22 protein-coding genes are annotated in these 20,075 nt (G+C 66.7%); 12 read left to right on the top strand and 10 right to left on the bottom strand.

The window, feature by feature from the left end; translation table 11 throughout:
* Positions 1–15 precede the first annotated feature (15 nt).
* On the top strand, positions 16–1,002 hold the full coding sequence (locus ACFSCV_RS10275; RefSeq protein ID WP_378799498.1) for an acetamidase/formamidase family protein: 987 nt from the start codon (positions 16–18) through the stop codon (positions 1,000–1,002).
* 128 nt (positions 1,003–1,130) lie between these two features.
* Here the strand turns inward: ACFSCV_RS10275 and ACFSCV_RS10270 are convergent, their stop codons facing one another.
* The gene (locus ACFSCV_RS10270; protein WP_378799497.1) at positions 1,131–1,772 is read right to left on the bottom strand and encodes a DUF3011 domain-containing protein; all 642 of its coding nucleotides are present in this window, start codon (positions 1,770–1,772) and stop codon (positions 1,131–1,133) included.
* Positions 1,773–2,133: 361 nt separating this feature from the next.
* Here ACFSCV_RS10270 and ACFSCV_RS10265 point away from each other — a divergent pair, with 361 nt between their 5' ends.
* The 7 genes from ACFSCV_RS10265 to rutR all read left to right on the top strand — a co-directional run bounded on the left by ACFSCV_RS10265 (position 2,134) and on the right by rutR (position 7,980).
* Positions 2,134–2,646, top strand: coding sequence for a hypothetical protein (locus tag ACFSCV_RS10265; protein WP_378799496.1), 513 nt, complete (start codon positions 2,134–2,136; stop codon positions 2,644–2,646).
* Between the two features lie 32 nt (positions 2,647–2,678).
* Complete coding sequence (locus ACFSCV_RS10260; RefSeq protein ID WP_378799495.1) at positions 2,679–3,092, top strand: lysozyme inhibitor LprI family protein; 414 nt, start codon at positions 2,679–2,681, stop codon at positions 3,090–3,092.
* 71 nt (positions 3,093–3,163) lie between these two features.
* Positions 3,164–3,331, top strand: a complete 168-nt coding sequence (locus ACFSCV_RS10255) for a hypothetical protein (protein WP_378799494.1) — start codon at positions 3,164–3,166, stop codon at positions 3,329–3,331.
* Positions 3,328–4,677 carry an HdeD family acid-resistance protein gene (locus ACFSCV_RS10250; RefSeq protein WP_378799493.1) on the top strand — a complete coding sequence of 450 codons (1,350 nt, stop codon included), beginning with the start codon at positions 3,328–3,330 and terminating at the stop codon, positions 4,675–4,677. Before ACFSCV_RS10255 ends, ACFSCV_RS10250 begins: the two co-directional genes overlap by 4 nt.
* Positions 4,674–5,816, top strand: coding sequence for an MFS transporter (locus tag ACFSCV_RS10245; protein WP_465264208.1), 1,143 nt, complete (start codon positions 4,674–4,676; stop codon positions 5,814–5,816). Before ACFSCV_RS10250 ends, ACFSCV_RS10245 begins: the two co-directional genes overlap by 4 nt.
* Positions 5,758–6,945: a transporter substrate-binding domain-containing protein gene (locus ACFSCV_RS10240; protein WP_378799491.1), complete on the top strand. Its 1,188-nt coding sequence runs from the start codon at positions 5,758–5,760 to the stop codon at positions 6,943–6,945. Before ACFSCV_RS10245 ends, ACFSCV_RS10240 begins: the two co-directional genes overlap by 59 nt.
* Positions 6,946–7,239: 294 nt before the next feature.
* Positions 7,240–7,980 (top strand): HTH-type transcriptional regulator RutR, encoded by a 741-nt coding sequence (rutR, locus tag ACFSCV_RS10235; RefSeq protein WP_378799490.1) that lies wholly within the window; start codon positions 7,240–7,242, stop codon positions 7,978–7,980.
* A 48-nt stretch (positions 7,981–8,028) separates the two neighbouring features.
* On the opposite strand, the gene ACFSCV_RS10230 is transcribed toward rutR, so the two are convergent.
* From ACFSCV_RS10230 to ACFSCV_RS10200, 7 genes are read right to left on the bottom strand one after another with little or no spacing between them, the layout of a single operon-like run.
* A complete protein-coding gene (locus ACFSCV_RS10230; RefSeq protein WP_378799489.1) occupies positions 8,029–8,724 on the bottom strand; it encodes a cysteine hydrolase family protein in 696 nt (231 codons plus the stop codon).
* Positions 8,725–8,735: 11 nt separating this feature from the next.
* Positions 8,736–9,677 (bottom strand): ABC transporter permease, encoded by a 942-nt coding sequence (locus ACFSCV_RS10225; protein ID WP_378799488.1) that lies wholly within the window; start codon positions 9,675–9,677, stop codon positions 8,736–8,738.
* Between the two features lie 4 nt (positions 9,678–9,681).
* Positions 9,682–10,791: an ABC transporter permease gene (locus ACFSCV_RS10220; protein WP_378799487.1), complete on the bottom strand. Its 1,110-nt coding sequence runs from the start codon at positions 10,789–10,791 to the stop codon at positions 9,682–9,684.
* The gene (locus ACFSCV_RS10215) at positions 10,788–12,338 is read right to left on the bottom strand and encodes an ABC transporter ATP-binding protein (RefSeq protein WP_378799486.1); all 1,551 of its coding nucleotides are present in this window, start codon (positions 12,336–12,338) and stop codon (positions 10,788–10,790) included. Before ACFSCV_RS10215 ends, ACFSCV_RS10220 begins: the two co-directional genes overlap by 4 nt.
* 31 nt (positions 12,339–12,369) lie before the next feature.
* Positions 12,370–13,452, bottom strand: a complete 1,083-nt coding sequence (locus ACFSCV_RS10210; protein WP_378799485.1) for a BMP family ABC transporter substrate-binding protein — start codon at positions 13,450–13,452, stop codon at positions 12,370–12,372.
* Between the two features lie 41 nt (positions 13,453–13,493).
* Positions 13,494–13,874 carry a VOC family protein gene (locus ACFSCV_RS10205; protein ID WP_378799484.1) on the bottom strand — a complete coding sequence of 127 codons (381 nt, stop codon included), beginning with the start codon at positions 13,872–13,874 and terminating at the stop codon, positions 13,494–13,496.
* A gap of 15 nt (positions 13,875–13,889) precedes the next feature.
* On the bottom strand, positions 13,890–14,903 hold the full coding sequence (locus ACFSCV_RS10200) for an isopenicillin N synthase family dioxygenase (protein WP_378799483.1): 1,014 nt from the start codon (positions 14,901–14,903) through the stop codon (positions 13,890–13,892).
* Positions 14,904–15,418: 515 nt separating this feature from the next.
* On the opposite strand from ACFSCV_RS10200, the gene ACFSCV_RS10195 reads away from it, so the two are divergent.
* Both ACFSCV_RS10195 and ACFSCV_RS10190 read left to right on the top strand, forming a co-directional pair.
* A complete protein-coding gene (locus ACFSCV_RS10195) occupies positions 15,419–16,492 on the top strand; it encodes a DUF2218 domain-containing protein (protein WP_378799482.1) in 1,074 nt (357 codons plus the stop codon).
* A 133-nt stretch (positions 16,493–16,625) separates the two neighbouring features.
* On the top strand, positions 16,626–17,261 hold the full coding sequence (locus ACFSCV_RS10190) for an FABP family protein (RefSeq protein WP_378799541.1): 636 nt from the start codon (positions 16,626–16,628) through the stop codon (positions 17,259–17,261).
* A gap of 96 nt (positions 17,262–17,357) precedes the next feature.
* Here the strand turns inward: ACFSCV_RS10190 and ACFSCV_RS10185 are convergent, their stop codons facing one another.
* Together ACFSCV_RS10185 and ACFSCV_RS10180 are read right to left on the bottom strand one after the other, a co-directional pair.
* On the bottom strand, positions 17,358–17,696 hold the full coding sequence (locus tag ACFSCV_RS10185) for a chaperone modulator CbpM (RefSeq protein ID WP_378799481.1): 339 nt from the start codon (positions 17,694–17,696) through the stop codon (positions 17,358–17,360).
* Positions 17,693–18,616: a DnaJ C-terminal domain-containing protein gene (locus ACFSCV_RS10180; protein ID WP_378799480.1), complete on the bottom strand. Its 924-nt coding sequence runs from the start codon at positions 18,614–18,616 to the stop codon at positions 17,693–17,695. Before ACFSCV_RS10180 ends, ACFSCV_RS10185 begins: the two co-directional genes overlap by 4 nt.
* Positions 18,617–18,637: 21 nt before the next feature.
* On the opposite strand from ACFSCV_RS10180, the gene ACFSCV_RS10175 reads away from it, so the two are divergent.
* Positions 18,638–19,351, top strand: a complete 714-nt coding sequence (locus tag ACFSCV_RS10175; RefSeq protein WP_378799479.1) for a hypothetical protein — start codon at positions 18,638–18,640, stop codon at positions 19,349–19,351.
* A 12-nt stretch (positions 19,352–19,363) separates the two neighbouring features.
* Positions 19,364–19,801 carry a hypothetical protein gene (locus tag ACFSCV_RS10170; RefSeq protein WP_378799478.1) on the top strand — a complete coding sequence of 146 codons (438 nt, stop codon included), beginning with the start codon at positions 19,364–19,366 and terminating at the stop codon, positions 19,799–19,801.
* Positions 19,802–20,075 lie beyond the last annotated feature (274 nt).

The raw sequence follows: 20,075 nt of genomic DNA, 5'->3' as shown, positions 1-20,075 counted from the left end.
CAGGAGAACGGCACTATGAGCTGGCTCGAACACTCGATCATGGCGGCGCGCGGCGAAGCGAAGGGGCGGCCCGGCCAGTCCTACGCGATCACCGAGGAGATTCAGGGCAAGTACCACTACGTCTACGGCCCCTACGCCGAACCGGTCCTGCGGGTCGATCCGGGCGCGGTGGTCTCGGCCGAGACGCACGACGCCATGGAGGGCCAGATCAAGCATGAGACCGACAGCCCGAGCGCGATCCTGAACTTCCCGTTCCTCAACCCCCAGAACGGCCCGATCTTCGTCAACGGCGCGGAGAAGGGCGACTGCCTGGCGGTCTACATCCAGAAGATCGTTCCGCGCGGCCCCCAGCCCGTCGGGACGACCTGCATCATGCCGGAATTCGGCGCGCTCGTCGGCACCAACGACACGGCCATGCTCAATGCGCCGCTGCCCGAGATCGTCAAGAAGCTCGAGGTGACGCCCGAAAGGGGCGTGGTCTGGAACGACAGGATCGCGCTGCCCTATGAGCCCTTCATCGGCACGATCGGGACCTCGCCCGAGATCGAGGCGATCTCCTCGCTCGTCCCCGACTACTACGGCGGCAACATGGACCTCCCGGACGTCGGGCCGGGCGCCGTGATCTACCTGCCGGTGCATGCGCCCGGCGGCCTGCTCTATCTCGGCGACTGCCACGCCACGCAGGGCGACGGCGAGCTCTGCGGATTCGCCATCGAGCATCCGACCGTGACCACCATCCAGATCGACCTGATCAAGAACTGGAGGTTCCGCTGGCCGCGGCTCGAGACCGAAAACGCGATCATGACGATCGGCTGCAGCCGGCCCATGGAGGACGCCGCCCGCATCGCCTATCGCGAGCTCGTGCGCTGGATGGCGGCCGACTACGGCTTCGACGAGCTCGAGGCCTATATGCTGCTGACGCAGGCCGGCAAGCTCCGGGTCGGCAACATGGTCGACCCCAAATACACGCTCGGCGCGTCTGTTTCGAAGGCCTTGCTTTAAAGGGTTGCGAGCTGATCGAGCTCGCAGAGCGCCGGTCTCGGCAAGAAGTAGCTCGCGTCGTTCGACTAGAGTTTCGTGCGAAACGTGACGTCGCATTCTTGGCTCCCGTTTTCGGGGGCGCGTCCCGCTCAATCTGGATCCCCAGAATCGGCGTCGCTTTTGTCGTCCGGATTGTCGACGAGGCATCCCGCGCCGTGGCAGCCCTGATAGTTGCCATGCGTGTCGAAGTTCGGATTGCCATCCTTGTCGAATTGCGGCCTGGGATCGATGCTCCGGTCGTTGTCGTCAGGGTTGTCGACCGTGCATCCAAGCCCGTGGCATCCGTTATAGCCGCCGTCATCGCGGTAGTTGCTGGTCGTGTGATGGTGCTTCTTGTGGTCGCCGGACGCTATCCCGCCGAGGATCGCGTCCAAGACGACGCCGCCCACGACGGCTCCAACGTCATTGCCGCGATCGTTGTACATGCGGGCGTGGGGATCGAAGCCGTCACCGCGGCCATAATGATAACCGCCGACGTCGGCGAAGACGCCGGCGCAGCCTTGCGCGACCCAGATGTATTTGCTTTTGGGGTTGTAACCCCAAGTCCGGTTCAGGATGCACGAGCTGCTAGAAATCTGATGAATGAGCTGAGGTTGCTTCAGAGGGCCGGCATAGCACTCGTCATACTGGTAGTTCCGGGAGCGGCATTCGACGGTCGACTGCGCTTGCGCCTCGGGCGCGAACCAAAGCGCGCCTAACGCCAGGGCCACGGCAAGGCTTACACGGTGCATGGAGATACCCTCTCAAGTCGGATGTCCGCAGATACCTGTCCTGCGTCACTTTCTTCACATTGCTTTAAACAGTTTTTTGGTTTGAGCCCGAGAGCTGCCAATGCGCTATAGATTCTGTAGGGCGTCATTCCGTCGATCGGCGGCTCCTGGACGGCTTTCTGATCGTCAATGGCTGCGCCGCGCTGAGGCAGGCCAATTATTTCCTAGTGAAACGCATCGATGAGTCAATCACCAGCGCCTGGATCGGCGGCCTGCATTGTCGCGTGCCGCTCGGCCGCGAAACGACATTTACCATGTCAGGCCTGCGCGCCTCGACATCGCCGGGCGTTCGTTTTTAATCGGCAGATCACAGGATCAGGCGATGAACGGGGATAAGCGGATGGCCAACGCGACAAGACGGTTTGCAGCGTCGATCGTCCTGAGCGTCGTGTTCATCGCGCCCTCAGGGCTGGCGATCGCCGCCGAGCCGGTCGCCTTCGACGTCAACGTCACGTTGTCGAAGAAGGCGGCCTCCGCGCTCGCGGCCGCCTCCGAGGGGATCGTCGTCGGCGCGTCCTACTCGGCGGAGCCGCTGCCGTCGGCGCGGAAACATGCCGGCGAGATCGGAGAGATCGATCTCGGGAGCGAACAGGTCGAAATTCCCGGAAAGCCGGGGACGGCCCATGTTTCGGGCTCCAAGTTGCGCACGGACCGGCTGAAATGGATCACAGGCCCCATCCTGCTCAACATCAATGTCTATTCGGCGCGGAAAGGCGGGCCGGACAATATACTGGCCTGTGACTTCTTCGACGGGAAGCTGGCGGACGTGCGGTCGCCCATCACGCTCCGCTGCGCCCTGATCGAGGAAAAGCCTCAAACGGAACAGAAGTCATGAAGCCCGTGAGATGCGGGCCGGAGAGAAGAAAAATGAGGTTCTCAGGCGCAATTCTTGCTGTCGTTCTCGGCGCCACGGCGATGGCTTTTGTGTCATATGCGATTGCTGACGAATGTAGCAACGCGGACAGCCAGGCGAAGCTCAATGAATGCTATGGAAATGCGTTCAAGAAAACCGATTCCGAGCTGAACAAACTCTACAAGGAGATAGAACGAAGGCTTTCTGATGATCCCGACACCAAGAAAAGCCTTGTCGTCGCGCAGCGCGCCTGGGTCGCTTTCCGCGACGCCGAATGTAACCTGCAGGCCTCTGGCGGCGGCAGCGCCGCCGGCATGACCTACCCGATTTGTCTGAGCAGGCTGACGGAAAACCGCATCCAGGACTTCAAGAATTATCTCAAATGTGAAGAGGGCGACACGAGCTGCCCGATTCCGCCGGCGAACTGATCCGAGCCGAGACGTCCTCCCACAACCGTTTCTGCGACGACCGATCTCGTTCGGCCATTTCTGCTTGAATCATGATTGGTATTTCCGTGAACGAGTTTGCTTGGGCTGCGATTTCGACGAGCCGCGCGGACGCTCTCGGCGACGGGGTCGTCAAGGGCATGAAACTGGCCGATGTCATTGAGGACGGCGTGAGAGCGCGTGGCTTCGCGCAGCCGGAAGCCGGCCGGTTGATGTCATGATCAGGCTGCTCTTTCTTCTTCTCGGCGCCCGGGCGCTGAAGCCCATGTGGCGGCTGCTGATGGCGGCCGGAATTGTCTGGATGCTGCTCGGCGCCCTGATCTTGTTCGATCTGAGCGACGGGGCGCTCGTCTTTTTCCTCGACACGCTTGCGCTTCTTCTCGTGGTCGAAGGGGCCGTGGAGATCATAACCGCCGCATCGGTGGGGCTGCGCAGATATTGGATCGACGCGCTGCGTGGCGCCGCCTTTCTGTTCGCCGCTTTCCTGGTGTTCAACGTGCCATGGGACAACAACATCGGCGCGGCGATCGTATTCGGAGCCGCATTCCTGGTGGACGGCCTGTTCCGCATCGGTTCGGCCTATGTGGTGCACAGCCCCCGCTGGCGGGTCGGGATCGTCGCCGGGGCGATCGAGATCTGCCTCGCGCTGATGATCCTGTTCGCGTGGCCTGTGCCGCATTTGTTTACTGTGCCGTTCTGCTTCGCGCTCCTTCTTCTGACCTCCGGTTATGAGCTCGTGCGCATGGCGTCGCCGTTGCGGCGGCTGCCGGACGGCGCGTCGATCCGATCCCTTCCGCTTTACGCGGCGCGCAACTGGCAGGGCGCCAAAGTTCACCCGATCGTTGGAGACGGCGCGATCGTCGCGGACGGCGACAGGATCCTCAACGTTTACGTCTGGACCGCCGTCGGCTCGGTGAAGGATCCGGAGCGCCGCCTGCTGATCGACCGGTATGTCGCCGCCGTCGACAAGGACGGCGTCATTTCCACCGGCCACTCCGCGCTGGAAATGCCCGGCGAACTTTATGTCAGCCACTACCCGGCGAACGACATGGATCACAGCCCGGACGATTTCCGCGCGCTGCTCTCGGCGGGTCCCGAAAACGACGTGCCCGGACGTTTCAACGAGTCCCTGGCGCTCGAGGCCGCGGCCTGGTGCATGCCGGACCAGAAGATCACCTTCCGCCGCTTCAACCCGCAGGCGCTGCGGACCTTCTGGGACGCCTATTCGAGAGACAAAACCTACAATCTCACCGCGCGCAACTGCTCGACCACCGTCATCCAGGCTCTTGACGCCGCGACCGAAGGCACGGGCCATACCGGCAGCCTGTGGCGCGACCTCTTCCGAATCCTCAGCGATCCGCACTTCTGGCTGATGCGCATCGTGCGCGGGCGCGCGGAGGCGATGACCTGGACGCCGGGGCTGGTGCTGGATTACGCGCGGCTGCTTAATCAGGTCGTGGAGCACGGCGAGCGACGCTGGAGAACGCGGATCGGCGAGGCGTTTCGCTCGAGACGGGCGCTGGTTCACGAGCAGGAGCGGAATGAAGGCGAAAGGGCCGCAGTTTGACCGGGCAGGCAAGGACAACGGCGGTCGTGATCCTCACGGCGGCCACGTTCGGCCTGACCTACGGCCTAAGCGCGCCGCTGATCGCGCTGGAGCTTTCTGACGCCGGCTATTCGGAAACCCTGATCGGCGCCAACAGCGCCATGTACGCGATCGGCGTTCTGCTGGTCGCCCCGGCCCTGCCGGCGCTGCTGAAGCGTCTCGGTTTCGGCCGGCTGGCCAAGGGCGCATTGCTCCTTGCCGGCGGCCTATTCGCGATCTTCCCAGCGGTCCCGTTGCTCTGGCTGTGGTTCCCTCTCCGCGTGGTGCTGGGGGCGGCCTCCGAAACCATGTTCGTCGTCTCCGAAGCCTGGTTGAACCAGATCACCAGTGAAACGAACCGGGGCAGGACGGTCGCGATCTATGTCACCGCCCTGTCGGCCGGCACCGCGCTCGGACCTGCGATCCTCACGCTCGTCGGACGCGAAGAGGCTCTCGCCTTCGTTATCGGGGCGGCGCTCGCGCTCGCCGCCTGTCTGGTTCTCCAGGTGGGACGACCTGAGGAAGCGCTCCCCGAAAGCGCGGCGAACGAAGGCCCATGGCGATTCCTGCGGCTCGTTCCCGTGGCGGTCGCCGCCGCGGCGCTGAACGCAGCGCTGGAATCGGCGGGGCTCAGCCTGCTTCCGCTTTACGCGATCGCTCTTGGCTGGCCGGAACAGTCGGCGACCTTCCTGCTCACGATATTGCTCTGCGGATCGATCCTGCTCCAGCTTCCCATCGGCTGGCTGGGCGACAGGATGAACCGGCGCCTTCTTGTCGTCGTCCTGGCCACGATCTCGGCGGCAGGCGCCGTCGCCTGGCCCGCCGCGCTGGCGCACGCCTGGTTGGCCTATCCGCTGCTGTTCGTCTGGGGCGGCGCGTTCGTCGGCATCTACACGACCACCATCGCCGTTCTCGGCGATCGCTATAAGGGCGGCGAACTGGTCAGCGTCTATGCGCTGCTGTCGGTCGCCTGGGGGTTCGGCGCGCTCGCCGGCCCGCTGATCGGCGGAATGGCGATGGAGATTTCTCCGCACGGATTACCGATCTTCGCGGCGATCACCTGTGGTCTCTTCGCCTTCTTCGCCGGATTCGACAAAACCGAAAGTCGAAAAATCATCTAGAAGCGGGGAGGAAGCCAGGGTTCGGGATGAAATGATGAAATGGAATTTCCCCATGATCACGCTTTTATGCGCGATCCTGGCTATGGCCTCGGGATCCGTGTCGGCGCAGGCCCAGAATGAAACCACTCCGTTGCAGCCGCTGGCGGTCGGCGTCCATGTGAGCCCGCCTTTCGTCGTCAAGGATGGCGCGCGCTATTCCGGCATGGCGATCGAGCTCTGGGAGGCGACGGCGAGGCCGCTCGGGCTCGCCTACTCCTATCGCGAGTATCCGACCTTCGAAGCCCTGATCGCGGCGACCGAACGTGGCGAAGTCGCTGCGGCCGTCTCCAATCTGACGATCACCAGGGATCGCGTCGAGCGCATCACATTCTCTCAGCCCTGGTATGACGCCGGCCTCCGGATCATGATCGCCGACGATCAGGGCTCCGGTTTCTGGCAAGTCCTGGGAGGGCTGGAAAAGGCCGGGCACCTCCGCGCCATGGCCTGGCTCGTCTTCCTCATATTCGTCGCCACGATCGTGCTGGCGGCGTTTTACCGGCGCTTCGACAAGAGCTTTCCACGAAGCTGGCACGAAGGCCTCGCCGAAGGGTTCTACGAGGTCATGTCCGTCGCCACGTCAGGCAGGGTGACGCGAGCGAACGCCCTTGGCTGGATCGGCCGGATTTCCGGCGGCGTTTGGATGGTGTGCGGCGTGGCCGTGATCGCCTACGTCACCTCGTCGGTGACAAGCGTCATGACGGCGCTGACGCTCACGCACCAGATCAACTCCCTCGCCGACCTTCCCGGGCGCAGCGTCGGCGTGCTCGGCGGCAGCGTCGCGGAAAACTATTCAAACGAATTGCGCCTTTCGACCACGCCCTATGACGACATCGGCGGCGCGGTCCAGGGACTGACGTCCGGCCAGACGGAGGCGATCGTGGGCGACGCGCCGGTGCTGGAGCATTACGCCCACAGCAACCCGACGCCGCCGGTCTCGGTTGTCGGACCGATCTTCCATCCGGACAAATACGGCTTCGGCTTTCGCCACGGCGATGCTCTCAGCCACAGCATCACGCTTCAGATCCTCGCGCTGCAGGAGGCGGGCGAGTTGGAGGCTCTGAGGCGGAAGTTTTTCGGGAACGAGCGGTAGCAGATTAGACCGCAAGGCCGCGTCCTGACCGGGCCAAAGATCAGAGCATGGTCAATTCCGGAGGCGGCCCAACTGTCCGTGGAGATTAGAGAGGCGCGGCGGCGACATCGTCGGCGTCTCTGGCCCCGGCGGCCGCCAGATTTCCACCGTCAGCGCGCCGAGCCGCGTCTTGAAAAATGGCGGGCGGCGTCCCCGGGTTATCCAAATCACCGCTTTTCGTTATGACAGGGGCGAGGTCGCCAAGCCGGCGACGCGATCATGGCGCGCCGGTCGCCATGATGGTGGAGTGGTCAAGTGACGTCTGAAAACGCGAACTCGAAGCCGTCGCCGGCAAGACGGCTGAAGCCTCGCGCCGAGATCATCGACAATGAATCGGCCGCGGGGCCGGAGACGTCCCGGCAGCAACGGCGTTTTCTCGCCCGCAAGGCCGTGATCCTTGACGCGGCGCTGAGCTTGTTTTCGCAATCGGGACTGCACGGCGTCAGCACCGAACAGATCGCGGAAGCCGCCGACGTCTCGAAAACCAACCTATTCTATTACTTTTCCTCCAAAGAGGAGATCTATGTCGGCGTGCTGAAGCGCCTGCTCTCCGACTGGCTGGCGCCGCTTGACGCCCTCGACCCCGAGGCGGACCCGATCCAGGCGATCGGCGACTATGTCCGGCTCAAGATGGAGATGTCGCGCGCCGACCCGCGCTCCTCGCGCCTGTTCTGCCTCGAGATCGTTCAGGGCGCTCCGATGATCGGGGACGAACTGAGGACCTCCCTCAAGACGCTGGTCGACCGCAAGGCCGCGGTCATCCGGCGGTGGAGCGAGGACGGCAAGATCGCGTCGGTCGACCCCCACCATCTGATCTACGCCATCTGGGCCACGACCCAGCACTACGCCGACTTTTCCGCGCAGATCGCCGCCATCTCGGGCCGCACGCTCGACGACGAGCTCTTCTTCCGGGAGGCGACCGAAAACGTGCTGCGCGTGATCCTCGGCGCGCTCTCGACTGGCGTGGAAGCGAAGCCTTCGAAAGGCGCCGCCTGACGTCCCTAGGACGACCGCGTCAGCGAAAGCGGCCGCCGCTATCCCGGATCAAGTCCGTGATGAAAGGGAGCCCTGGCGCTTCCACTCGGCGACGAGGTCCGCGCTCGTCGTCACGACGCCGAGATGGAGGGAGACCATGGCGAGCGCCGCGGCCTCGAGCGCGGCGTCCGTGCCGCGCACGAGATCCGACAGCACCGTGACGCGGTAGCCGAGATTGCTCGCGTCGAAGGCGGTGTTCAGCACGCAGCAATCCGCCATGCAGCCGGTCAGGACCACGCGCTTCACGCCCATGTTGCGCAGGAGGAAGTCGAGATCGGTCGGGTAGAAGGCCGAGAGCCGCTTCTTGCCCGAGACGATATGGTCGCCCTCCGCGACCTCAGTGACGAATTCGGTCCAGCGGCTGCCCGTGAGCGCATGGGCGTCGGCGTTGGGAATCTCGCCGACATAGAGCGGGAAGGTCATGCGCCAGGCGGACGGCGTCCCCTTCACGTCGTCGACGCCGCCGGGGCGGAGCTCGCTTCGCACATGAATCACCGGCACGCCGAGCCGGCGCGCCTCGGCATGGAAGGCGTTCACCCCGTCCACCACCTCGCGCGCCCTCGGCGCGGGACAGGGGCAATCAGGATCGGCCGAGAGATGCCCCTGATGGAGGTCGATCGAGATCGCGGCGGTCGCCTCCCGGGTCGTGAACTCATTGAAAGCCGCCGGCAAAGTGCGCTTCTCGCCGTAGACGAAGGCGTCCATCGAACAACTCCTCACCGCCGCTCTTCGCGGACATGCGGCACGCCGAGCGCTCCCGGCTCGTCCGGCGCCGCGCCGCGACGGGCGACGGCGATCCAGATCATCACGCCGAGCGTCGCGAGATAGGGGGTCATCAGCATCAGGTACTGCGGCAGGCGGACGCCTGCCGCAGCGAGTTTCGGCACCAAAGCCTCAATCGCGCCGAAGAGGATCGCTCCGGCGAGCGCACGCCAGGGACTCCAGCGGGCGAAGATCACGAGCGCCACGGCGATCCAGCCGCGGCCCGAAGTCATGTCCTCGACCCAGATCTTGGCGCTGCCCACCGATATGTAGGCGCCCGCGAGGCCGATCAGCGACGCGCCCGCCATCACCGCGAAGAAGCGGACGCCCGAGACGTCGACGCCGGCGGCGTCGGCGGCCTCCGGGCTTTCGCCGACGGCGCGCAGCCGCAGGCCCGTATGGGTGCGGAACAGCACATAGGCGACCCCGAGGAAGATCGCGGGCGTCGCGTAGATCACGACGTCCTGCGCCGCGAGGATCGGGCCAAGGACGGGCAGGTTCGCGAGCGGCCCTAGGTCGATCTTGGGCAGGCCCGTGAACGGCCGATTGGTCCAGCCGAACTGCGAGCCGATCAGGCTGGTCGCGCCCTGGCAGAAGAACACCATGACGAGTCCGGCGATCACCTGGTTGACCTTGAGCCAGACGACGAGCGCGGCGAACAGCGCGCTGACGAGGGCGGCCGCGCCCATGGCCGCGGCCATGGCGGGCAGCGGCGGCATGCCGAAGGACAGGATCACGCCGACGCCGATCACCGCGCCGACCAGCATGAAGCCTTCGGCCCCGAGGCTGAGGACGCCCGCGCGCTCGCTCACGATCAGCCCGAGGGCGGCGAGCGCGTAAGGCGCGGCGAAGCCGGGCGTGTTGGCGACCCAGGAGATCAGAAAGTCGATCAGCATGGCTTCACCGGATCCAGCGCAGGCGATGGCGGACGAGGAAGTCGGAGGCCGCGACGCAGATCACCACCAGCGCCTGGATGAGCTGCACCATCGCGCCGGGGATCGAGTAGAACACCTGCAGGTTCTGGCCGGCGACGTAGAGCGTCGCCATCAGGATCGCGACGATCGCGGCCGCCAGCGGATTGCTGCGGGCGAGGAAGGCGATCAGCACGCCGGATACGCCGTATCCGTGGAAGAACGACTGGGTCAGCCGTCCTTCCTGCCCGGCGACGATGACGAAGCCGGCGAGCGACGCCAGCACGCCGGAAAGCAGCACGGCGAAGATCGTCACGCCGGCGACCGGAACGCCGAGCGCCCGCGCGGCGCTCGGGCTCGCCTCGACGAAGCGCATGTAGATCGCGGCCCGGCTGCGGGCGACGAGATAGCCGCAGACCGCGACGGCGGCGAGCGCCACGACGAGCGCGGCGCTGAGGTCGAAGGCGACCGTCGGCAGCGTCTCGAAAGGCGCGTAGGCGGGCGAATGCGGAAAGCCGTCCTTCGGGTCCTTCCACGCGCCGTAAAGCAGGTGGAAAAGCAGGTTCATGGCCACGTAGTTCAAGAGCAGGGTCGAGATGATCTCGTTCACCCCGACCTTGAGCTTCAGGAACAGCGGCAGGCTCGTCCAGGCGATCCCGAACAGGACGGCGGCGAGTCCCATCATCGGCAGGCGGAGGCTTTCGGGTCCGAGCCCGGCGAGCGAGACCGCGGTCGCGCCGATCCCGCCGAAGATCATCTGGCCCTCGAGGCCGAGATTCCAGAACCGCACCCGGAAGGCCATCAGGGCGGCGAGGCCAAGGAGCATCAGCGGCGCCGCCTGGAACAGGACGGCGTGGAGGTTCTGGCCGTCGAAAAGCGTCTGGACCAGTAGCTCGTCGACCAGGTTTTGGGCGGGCACGCCCGCGGCGACCAGAATCGCCGCCGACAGACCGAGGCCGAGCGCGACCGACGCCGCGGTCAGGAAGGCCCGCCATGCCGCGCCCGCCTCGCGCCGCACCTCGACGTTGAGGCGTCCGAGGCGGAATTTGCGTTCGGCGGCAGGGGCGGCGGCGACAGGTTCGATGGCCCGATCGCTCATGTCGCCGCCGCCTCGTCATGCGCCGGCGCCGAGTGGTCGACCATGGCGCGGCCGATGGCCTGCCGGTCGAACGGCGCCTCGAACTCCGCGACCAGCCTGCCGCCCGACATGACGCCGATGCGGTCTGCGAGCGCGGTCACCTCGTCGAGGTCTTCGCTGACGAGCAGCACCGCGGCGCCCCGGTCGCGGGCCTCGGCGAGCCGGCCGTGGACAGCGGCCGAGGCCCGCGCGTCGAGGCCGCGGCTCGGGCTCTGGGCCACGACGATCTTGGGGTCGCCGCTGAACTCCCGGGCGATCACAAGCTTCTGGGCGTTGCCGCCGGAAAGCAGCGCCGCCTTCTGGTCAAGGCTCCGCACGCCCTGAACGTCAAAGGCTTCGACCGCAGCCGCGGCGTCGGAGCGTATCGTCCCGCGCCGGGTCCATCCGATCGGTCCGTAGTCGCCACGGCGCACGCGCCCGATCGCATAGTTGTCCGCGACCGAAAGGCCGCCGGCGAGCGCGTAGGAGTAGCGGTCGGCCGGGATGAAGGCCGCGCCGTAGCCTCTGAGGCACGAGGGAGACGCGGCCTCGACCGGCTGCCCGGCGTCCTCGAACTGGATCGCGCCGCGATCGACCCGGCGCAGGCCCATCAGCACTTCGGCGAGTTCGCTCTGGCCGTTGCCGCTGACGCCCGCGAGCCCATAGATCTCGCCCGCGCGCACATGAAAGGTCACGCCGTCGACCGCGGGCGCCCCGTCGCGCCGTAGGCATGTGAGGTCGATCGTCTCGAAGCGCCGCCGTCCTGAAGCCGACGCGCGGCCGACCGCCGAGAGCGGCGCGTCGCCGACCGTGAGGCGGGTGAGCTCCGCGGTCTCCGTCTTCGCCGGGTCGACGGTCGCGACGGTTCGGCCGCCGCGCATCACCGTCACCCGGTCAGCGAAGCGCCTGACGTCGGCGAGCTTGTGGGTGATGAGCACGATCGCGGTCCCGCGCGCGGCGAGTTCGCGGAGCGTCTCGAGCAGCCGCTCGGCGTCCGGCGCCGCGAGCACCGCGGTCGGCTCGTCGAGGATCAGGATGCGGGCGCCCGCGACCAGCGCGCGGACGATCTCGACCCGTTGCTGCTCGGCGACCGAAAGAGCGTCGACGCGGGCGTGCGGGTCGATCGCGAAGCCGAGCGCCGCGCCTTGCGCCCGGATCGCTTCCGCCGCCGCCTCGACGGAAGCGCGGTAGCGGAAGCCGCGCCCCGCGCCGCGCGCCTGGAGGACGACGTTGTCGACGATCGAGAACGGCCGCACCAGCTTGAAATGCTGGTGCACCATGCCAACGCCGAGCTCCGCCGCCTGCCGAGGGCCGGAGAGGTTCGCGGGCGCGCCGTCGATCAGCACTTCCCCGGCGTCCGGGGCGTAAAGCCCGCATGCGACGTTCATCAGCGTCGACTTGCCCGCGCCGTTCTCGCCGAGCAGCGCGTGCACCTCGCCCGAAGCGACCGAGAACGAGGCGTCCTTCAGCGCGGGAAATCCGTCGAAGGACTTGTCGACGCCCTTGAGGGCCAGGGACGGGACCGTCATCGCGACGGTCCCGTGGTCGAGCGGCGAGACGTCATTGTTGCGCCACGACCCCTTCGACGAACCAGTCCATCTTCCAGAGACCCGCGTCGTCGATCTTGGCGCCGGCCGCGAGGCGCTCCTTGCCGTCGCGATCCTTCAGCGGGCCGACGAAGATCGGATCGCCGTCGATGATCGCCTGGCGGGCCGCCATGATCTTCTCCTTGGCCTCGGCCGAGACCGCCGAGCCGCAGCAGGCGACGTCCGTTCCGCCCTCCTTGATGCCGGGGAAGGCGCCATAGGGCTGCGGCTTCCAGTTTCCGGCCTTGATGGCTTCGAGCTCCGGCCCCAGGAACTTCGCCCAGGTCCAGATCGAAGAGCACTGGGTCGCCTTGGGCGCGAACTCCGAGAGGTCGCGGTGATGGCCGGTGCCAAAGACGCCGCGCTCCTGAGCGACGATCTGAGGCGTGGGCGTGTCGACGTGCTGGCCGATGACGTCGGCGCCTTGGTCGATCAGGGCGGCCGCGGCGGCGCGCTCCCTCACCGGATTGTTCCAGGCTCCGGTGAACACCACCGTCACGGTGGCGTTCGGGTTCATCTTCTTCGCGCCGAGCTCGTAGGCGTTGATCGTCCAGTTGACGACCGGCAGCGGGTTCGCCGCCACGAAGCCGAGCTTGCCTGTCTTCGAGACCGCGCCCGCCACCATGCCGCAGAGATACTGGCTCTGGTAGGTCCGGCCGTAGAAGGATTCGAGGTTCGGCCCGTTGGTGATGCCGGAGGCGTTGAGGAACGCGACCTTGGGATGCTTTTCCGACAGTTTCTTGAAGGTGTCGGAATAACCGAAGGCCGTCCCGATAATCACGTTGTGGCCGCGCTGGATGAAGCGCTCGACCGGCGGCGTGATGGAGGCCGCGTCCTCCGGCACCTTGTCGACCACCGGGATGGTCGCGCCCATCACCTTCTCGAGGCTCGGCCGCGCCTCCTCGAAGGCCTGGCTCCAGCCGCCGTCGTTCTTCGGCCCGAACAGCACGACGGCGACCTTTGGCGCTCCCTCGACCTTGAAGACGTCCTGCGCGACCGTGGGCGTCGCGGCCCCGATGGCGAGCGCCACGAGCGCGCAAATGCGGATTCTAGACATGCCAACCCCCGTCGCCGGCCGCGCCGGCCGTTGCGTTGTGATCAGAGCATCTTGTTGATGCGGAAGACGTTTTCTTCCGGGTCCAGTAGCACCGACTGGTACCAGTTGTAGTAGGTCTTGTAGGGCGGCTTGATCAGCCGGGCGCCGAGCCCGACGGCGAGCGGCGTCATGCGGTCGACGTCCCCGACGCTTTCGACGTCGAAGTTGAGCAGGAAGTTGACCCCCGTCGGGTCCTTGAACTCCGACAGCTGAAGCAGGTCGTAGGCGTCCGGGGCGTTGAAGCCGAGGTTGCTCTGACCCGTGCGCAGCCCGACGAAGATCGGGGAGCGGATCTCCTCGATCTCCTCGAAGCCGAAGACGTCGCGGTAGAAGCCCGAAAGCTTCTCCACGTCCTGTGCGAAGATGTTGACGTAGGACAGCATCGTGGCGCGCCTCGCTCAGGCCGCCTTGTCGCCCTGGCCGAACGTCGTCTGCTTGACGAACTTGCTGCGCAGATGGTCGCCGGAAGAGATCGGACCGTATTTCGGCGGGTTTTCGGGGCTCTGACAGCTCGGCAGGCACTCGACCACGGCGTCGAAATTCGGCTGGTGGAAGAACACGATCGACATGCGGTCGACGTTTTCCGGAGAGTCGAGGTCCGGGTTGACGACGCGATGGACCGTCGAGCGCCAGAGGTCGTTGGTCCACTGCTGCATCAGGTCGCCGATGTTGATGATGAACGAGCCCTCGACGACCGGAACGCTGACCCACTCGCCCGCGAGATTCTTCACCTGCAGGCTGCCGTCGGACAGCTCCTTGCGCAGGATGGTCATCGAGCCGTAGTCGGAATGGGCCCCGGCGCGCAGCTGGTTGGCCAGCGGCCGCTCGGTCTGGCGCGGATAGCGCAGCACCCGCATCATCGAGATGTTCTTGTCGATCGTGCCGTCGAAGTAGTTTTCGTCGAGGTCGAGCGCGAGCGCGAAGATGCGCATCATGTCGGTGGCGAGCCGGTCGACCTCGCGGAAATACTGCTCCCAGACCGGCTTCAGCTCGGCGGGCTTCTCCGGCCAGACGTTCGGCGCGAAATGGGGGCCGGCCTCGGCGCTCGTGAAGTACGGGTCCCCCGCGGGAACGTCGACCGGGCCGATCGAGAGCGACTCCTTGATGTCCGGCGGCGTCGGCTCGTCGAGGCTGTAGGACAGGCCCTCGCCGCCGACCGCGCTGTAGCCGCGGACCTGGTCGGGAGCAGGACGGTCGGCCTTGACCTTCTCGCCATGCGCCAGCGCGAAGAACTCTTTCGAGACGTCGTAGGTCTGTTTGATGAGTTCTTCGGGAACGCCGTGGCCCGAAACAACCAGAAAGCCGATGTCCCGGCAGGCCTGGCCGACTTCGGCCGCAACCCTCGCCTTTCCTTCCATGGAGCCCTCCCGATAGGGAGTGAGGTCGATCACGGGGACATGAAGCAGCGTCATGGCGGGGCCCTCTGATTGGTTCGGGGCTCCCTTTGCATAGCGCATGCCAAATACCGCCGCTTATCGGCAGCCGTCAGCAATTCAGACCATTCGGTCCTATTTTTGATTGCCCGGTCCAAGAACTGCGTCGCGTCGGCGCTGAAATGAGCGTCGGACGCCTAATTCGAAATCAGCCCCGACAGGCGCTTGAGCCGGGGCGCAGGCTGTGGGGACGGCCGAACAACGAGCGCCTGATCGTCTCCAACTGGCGCCGCGGCATGGACGGGAGCAGAGCACGGCGCGTTGGGGGCGCGCTCCACGCCCTCGTCGGCGGGGGGAGGTTCCGCGCCCCCACGCCGGCCCTCGTCCGAGAGTTTTCGGCGTGGCTCTGGCGCGTGACTTGGCGAAACGGGCGGGCGTAAGGTCCGTCCGCACAATTCGCCCGTCAGACGCGGGGCGCCGGGGTGGGCGAGCGGCGCGACGCGTGCGGCGTCGCCCTCCTCGGCGGACGGTCCGCCTACTCCCATGGAGCCGCCGTGAGCAAGCTCGTCTCGGAAACCGAAATCCCGCTCGACGATCCCGAGTTCGTGGTTTCGGCGGTTTGCGAGCACCTCGTCGAGCACGGCGCAACCGTCGGCCGCGACGGGGCGGCCTGGACCCTGACATGGCCGCAGGGCCGGGCGCGGCTCGATCCGCGCGGCGGCGGACTGCATGTGCGGGCCGAGACGGCCGACATGGAGTCGCTCTATCTGTTGCGGTTTGGCATCGCCTCGCATGTCGTCGAATTTTCGGGCGACGAAGCCCTGCAGATCCGGTGGTCGGGCGACGGGGGCGACATGACGACCCCGCCCAACTACCGCGTCGCCTCGGTGGTCTCGGCCGAGGACGTCACGCCGCACATGCGCCGCGTCACCCTGACCGGCGAGGGTATCGAGCGCTTCATGACCGACGAGGCGCTGCATCTCAAGCTGCTCATGCCTTCAAGGCCTGGCGCTCCGATTCAAGCGCCGACGGTCGGACCCGACGGGCTGATACGCTGGCCGCAGGGCGACGACGCGCCGCTGCGCCGGACCTATACGATCCGACGCTTCGACCGCGCCGCAGGGACGATCGACATCGACTTCGTGCTTCACGACGATCCAGGCCCCGGCGCGCGCTGGGCGGTCGCGACGACGCCCGGCGACGTCATCGGACTTATGGGCCCCGGCGGCGGCGGCGTCCCGACCGCCGAGCGCATCTTGCTCGCCGGCGACGAGACAGCCCTCCCTGCGATCTCACGCATCCTCGAGAGCTCGCCACGAAACACGCGGGGCGTCGCGATCCTGGAGGTGGCGGGAGCCTCCGAACGCCAGCCGATCCGCAAACCGGACGGCGTCGAACTGGTCTGGCTCTTTCGCGACGAGGGCGCGCCGAGCCTGCGCGAAGAAGTTCTCAAGCGCGTTCCCCTCGGCGAAGCCGACGCAGCGTTCTATTGGGCCGCCTGCGAGTTCGAGACGTTCAAGTCCATCCGCGGCGTTGTCCGAAAAGAGCTCAAGGTTCCCAAGGAAAGACACCTCGTGGCATCCTATTGGAGGCGCGGAACGTCGGGGGACGCCGCCGACCGCGAATGACGGACGGGCTTTGCATTTCGGCGGACGCCTGATCCGGGAGCGTCCGCGCAGTGATAGGGCGCGCCAAGGAGACGATCGTCTCGCTTGCGGGCGCAGGCCAGCGGCGATGACCCGCGTGATCGGAGACGACGCGATGCTGCGCATTCCCGAGGACATCTTTTCCGAGCCCGACGTTTCGCCCGACACGCTTGGCCATCTCGGCCCGCTGAGGCGGCTCGCGGGCGTCTGGCGGGCGGACAAGGGCGTCGACGTCAACCCGAAGGCGGGCGGCCCGGAGCGCAAGGTCTTCATCGAGCATGTCCGGATGGACCCGATCGACGCCCAGACCAACGGGCCGCAGCTTTTCTATGGCCTGCGCTACCACATCCACATCAACACGCCGGACGAGAAGATCACGTTCCACGATCAGGTCGGCTACTGGCTGTGGGAGCCGGCGACCGGGCTGATCCTGCAGAGCGTGACGATCCCGCGCGGGCAGGCGCTGCTCGCCTCCGGCCGCGCTGGGCCCGACGACATGACGATCTCGGTCTCGGCGAAACGCGGCCAGACCGACTACGGCATCTGCTCGAACGACTTTCTGGAGCAGGCTTTCCGCACCGACAGCTACCGGCTCGACATCACGTTCCACGACGACGGCAGCTGGAGCTATCTCGCCGCGAGCCAGCTTACGGTCAAAGGCCGTGACCAGCCCTTCGACCATCACGACGCCAACACGCTGAAGCGCGTCTCCGCCGCGACGCCGAACCCGCTGGCCGGCGCGCAGGGGTAGCCGGCCGGTCCTCTCAGCCGCGCTTCGGGAACAGCGGCGCTGACGATCGAGGCGCGGCTTCCGGCGCGGGCGCGCGCGGGATGGGCGCCGTCGGCCTTATAGGGTCGCGGCTCCGCTCCGCCCGGCGAGACGGTCCGCGATCTCGCGCCGGACGGACTCCGGGGCCGTCGCCAGGGCCTCGTCGAGCTCCCGCATCCGTCGCCGCGCGGCGTAGAGCTGGTCGATCAGCGACAGCACCACCGGCAGCGCGTCCTCGTTGACGTCCATGTCATCGCGCAGCTGCAGGATGAGCTCGACGCGGGCGACGTCGATCTCTCGGAACAGGTAGACGTCCGCGTCGCGTTCGGCGCGCACCCATTCCATCGCGACCCAGCGCTCCACGTCGGCCCGTTCGAGCGCGGGAAAGCGGGCGACAAGCGTCTCGATCCTGATCATGAGCCTGACCTCGCATCCGCCCCGGCGCCCGCGCCCGGCTCCCAGCTCCGCAGGAAGCTCTCGAGCGCGGCGTCGGGCTTGCCGATCTTCACCCGCAGCGTGACGTAGAGGTCGCCGGCGGAGGCGGATCCGCGCGCCGCGACGCCGCGCCCGCGAAGCCTGAGCTCGGAGCCGCTGTCGGAACCGGCCGGCACGCGCAGCCGCACGGTCCCGCCGGGCGTCGCGGCCTCGACATGGCCGCCGAGAACCGCCTCTTCGAGGCCCACGTCGAGGGTCATGCGGATGTCGGATCCGTCGCGCGTGAAGATCGGGTGAGGTTCGACCGAAATCTCGATCAGCGCGTCGCCGGCGGGGCCGCCGTTCCAGCCCTCCCCGCCCTTGCCCCTGAGGCGCAGCGTCTGGCCGTCCTCCACGCCGGCGGGGATCCGAACGTCGAGCACGCCGCCATCCGGCAGCGTCAGCCGCCGCGTCGCGCCGTTGACCGCGTCGAGGAACGCGACCGAGAGCGCGTAACGCTCGTCCGGCCCGCGCATCCTCGCCTCGGCGCGGGCGCGGCGCTGCTCGCGGAACGCCTGGCCGAAGATGTCGTCGAAGTCGAAGTCGTCCTCGCTCCAGCCCGGCCCCTCCGCCCCACGGCGGCTGTAGCGTCGTCCGGCCTCGCTCTCGGCATGGGCGCGGTAGCCGCCCGCAGGCGGCCGCTCCTGGCCGGCGGCGTCGATCTCGCCGCGGTCGAAGCGGGCGCGCTTCTCGGGGTCGGACAGGATTTCGTTCGCCGCGGAAGCCGCCTTGAACGCCTCCTCCGCCTTTCTGTCGCCGGGGTTGAGGTCCGGATGATGCTTTTTCGCAAGCGTGCGGAACGCCTTGCGGATCTCGTCCTGACTGGCGGCGCGGGAGACGCCGAGCGTGTCGTAGGGATCCATTGTTGCGTCCGGAGTTCAGCGGTGGCCCAGGCGCTCGCGCGCGGCGTCCCCAAACAGTTGGCTCGCCCGCGCGAAAATCAAGGTTCCGGTCCTAGCGGGAGAGGCTGCGGGCCCGCCGGCTGGCGGCCTGCGGCGTCGTCTTCGGAAACGCGCCGCTATGTGGTCGGGGTGAGGCTGAACTGGCGGCTCGCCGGGCCATGGCGTATGACGTCGCACATGTCCGACCTTCCGCCATCCGAAGCTGAGGGGCGGCGCGTCGCGATGTTCGTCGCCGCCGTGTTCCTCACCGTCGCCCTGATCTTCGGCGGCGTGGCGGGCTATCTGCTCCTGTTCAATGATGGCCCGCAGGACTTCGCCGCGGTGATGGGCGGGGCCGCCTGGATCCTCGCCTCGGTCACGGTGGCTCTGGCGCTTGCGGCTCGCTCCGGCAAGATCATCGGAACGTCCGGGTGGGACCACACGACGTCGGCAGGCGCAAGCGTTGATCCCGACGCGATGACCGCTCAGGCTTGGGCTCATGAGGGCGTCCAATGGGGCGGCGAAGCCAGCGTGCCCCTTGGCGAACCTGCGCCGACGCTGTTCATGCTGGCGTCTGGCCTCACGCTCGCTTGCGCGGGCGTCGGCCTATGGTGGATCGGCAGGCTGACGATTGGCGGCGTCGCCGTGACCTGGGGCATAGGCGCCTTCATGCTCTATTGGGCTTGGCTCGCTCACTCCAGCGGCCGCGCCGCCTGATCGTATGGGTGGTTGAACGACGGGCAGAACGGTATGGGCGCGCGCATGTTCACTCCGAAAAGTATCGTGTTCCTCGGGCTGGCGCTTGCCGGACTCGCCGTGATGGCGACGCTGTTCCAATCGCCAGAGCCGCCGAAGGGGCGGCAGATCACCTATACGGCCCTTCGCGCCATGAGCGGCGAACTGAAGTCGGCGACCATCTATGACAACCAGCTCATCGGGCGAGACGCCCAAGGCAATCCTGTCGTCACGACCCTTCCCGCCGATCCCGGCGTCGCGACATGGCTCGCCGAGCGCGGGGTGGACGTCACGATCGCGGCGCCCGCAGATCCGCAGAGCGGCCTGGGCAGCCTCGTTCAGATACTCGTCTATTACGGCTCGCTTCTCATCTTCTTTGCGCTGCTCCTGCGCATTGCGCGAGCGCTGGAGAGCGGAGCTCCTCGCTCATGAACCTCGCGTCTCCCGCGAGACATCGCCGCGGCGCGAAGCCATAGCCCCATGAACCTGGGGCGTGAGGAGCGGCGGAGGCGCCCTTCAATCGTATGAAAGCTGGGAGTTTGGCGATTTGCCGCTCTAGCTGAGCCGCAGGCTTAACGACTTAGCGTCAGCCGTCCGGTGGCAGCTTTATGATCACTTGCCGAGCAGGAAATTAACAAATTCCTCGTTGAATTCGAAGCGCGGCACCTGATTGAAAGCAATGTCTTTTATTGCTCCATAATTTATC

Source organism: Methylopila henanensis (assembly GCF_042681025.1).
Classification (GTDB): domain Bacteria; phylum Pseudomonadota; class Alphaproteobacteria; order Rhizobiales; family Methylopilaceae; genus Methylopila; species Methylopila henanensis.
Note: the sequence above shows the minus strand (reverse complement) of the source record. Positions and strands in the feature narration are given on the sequence as shown.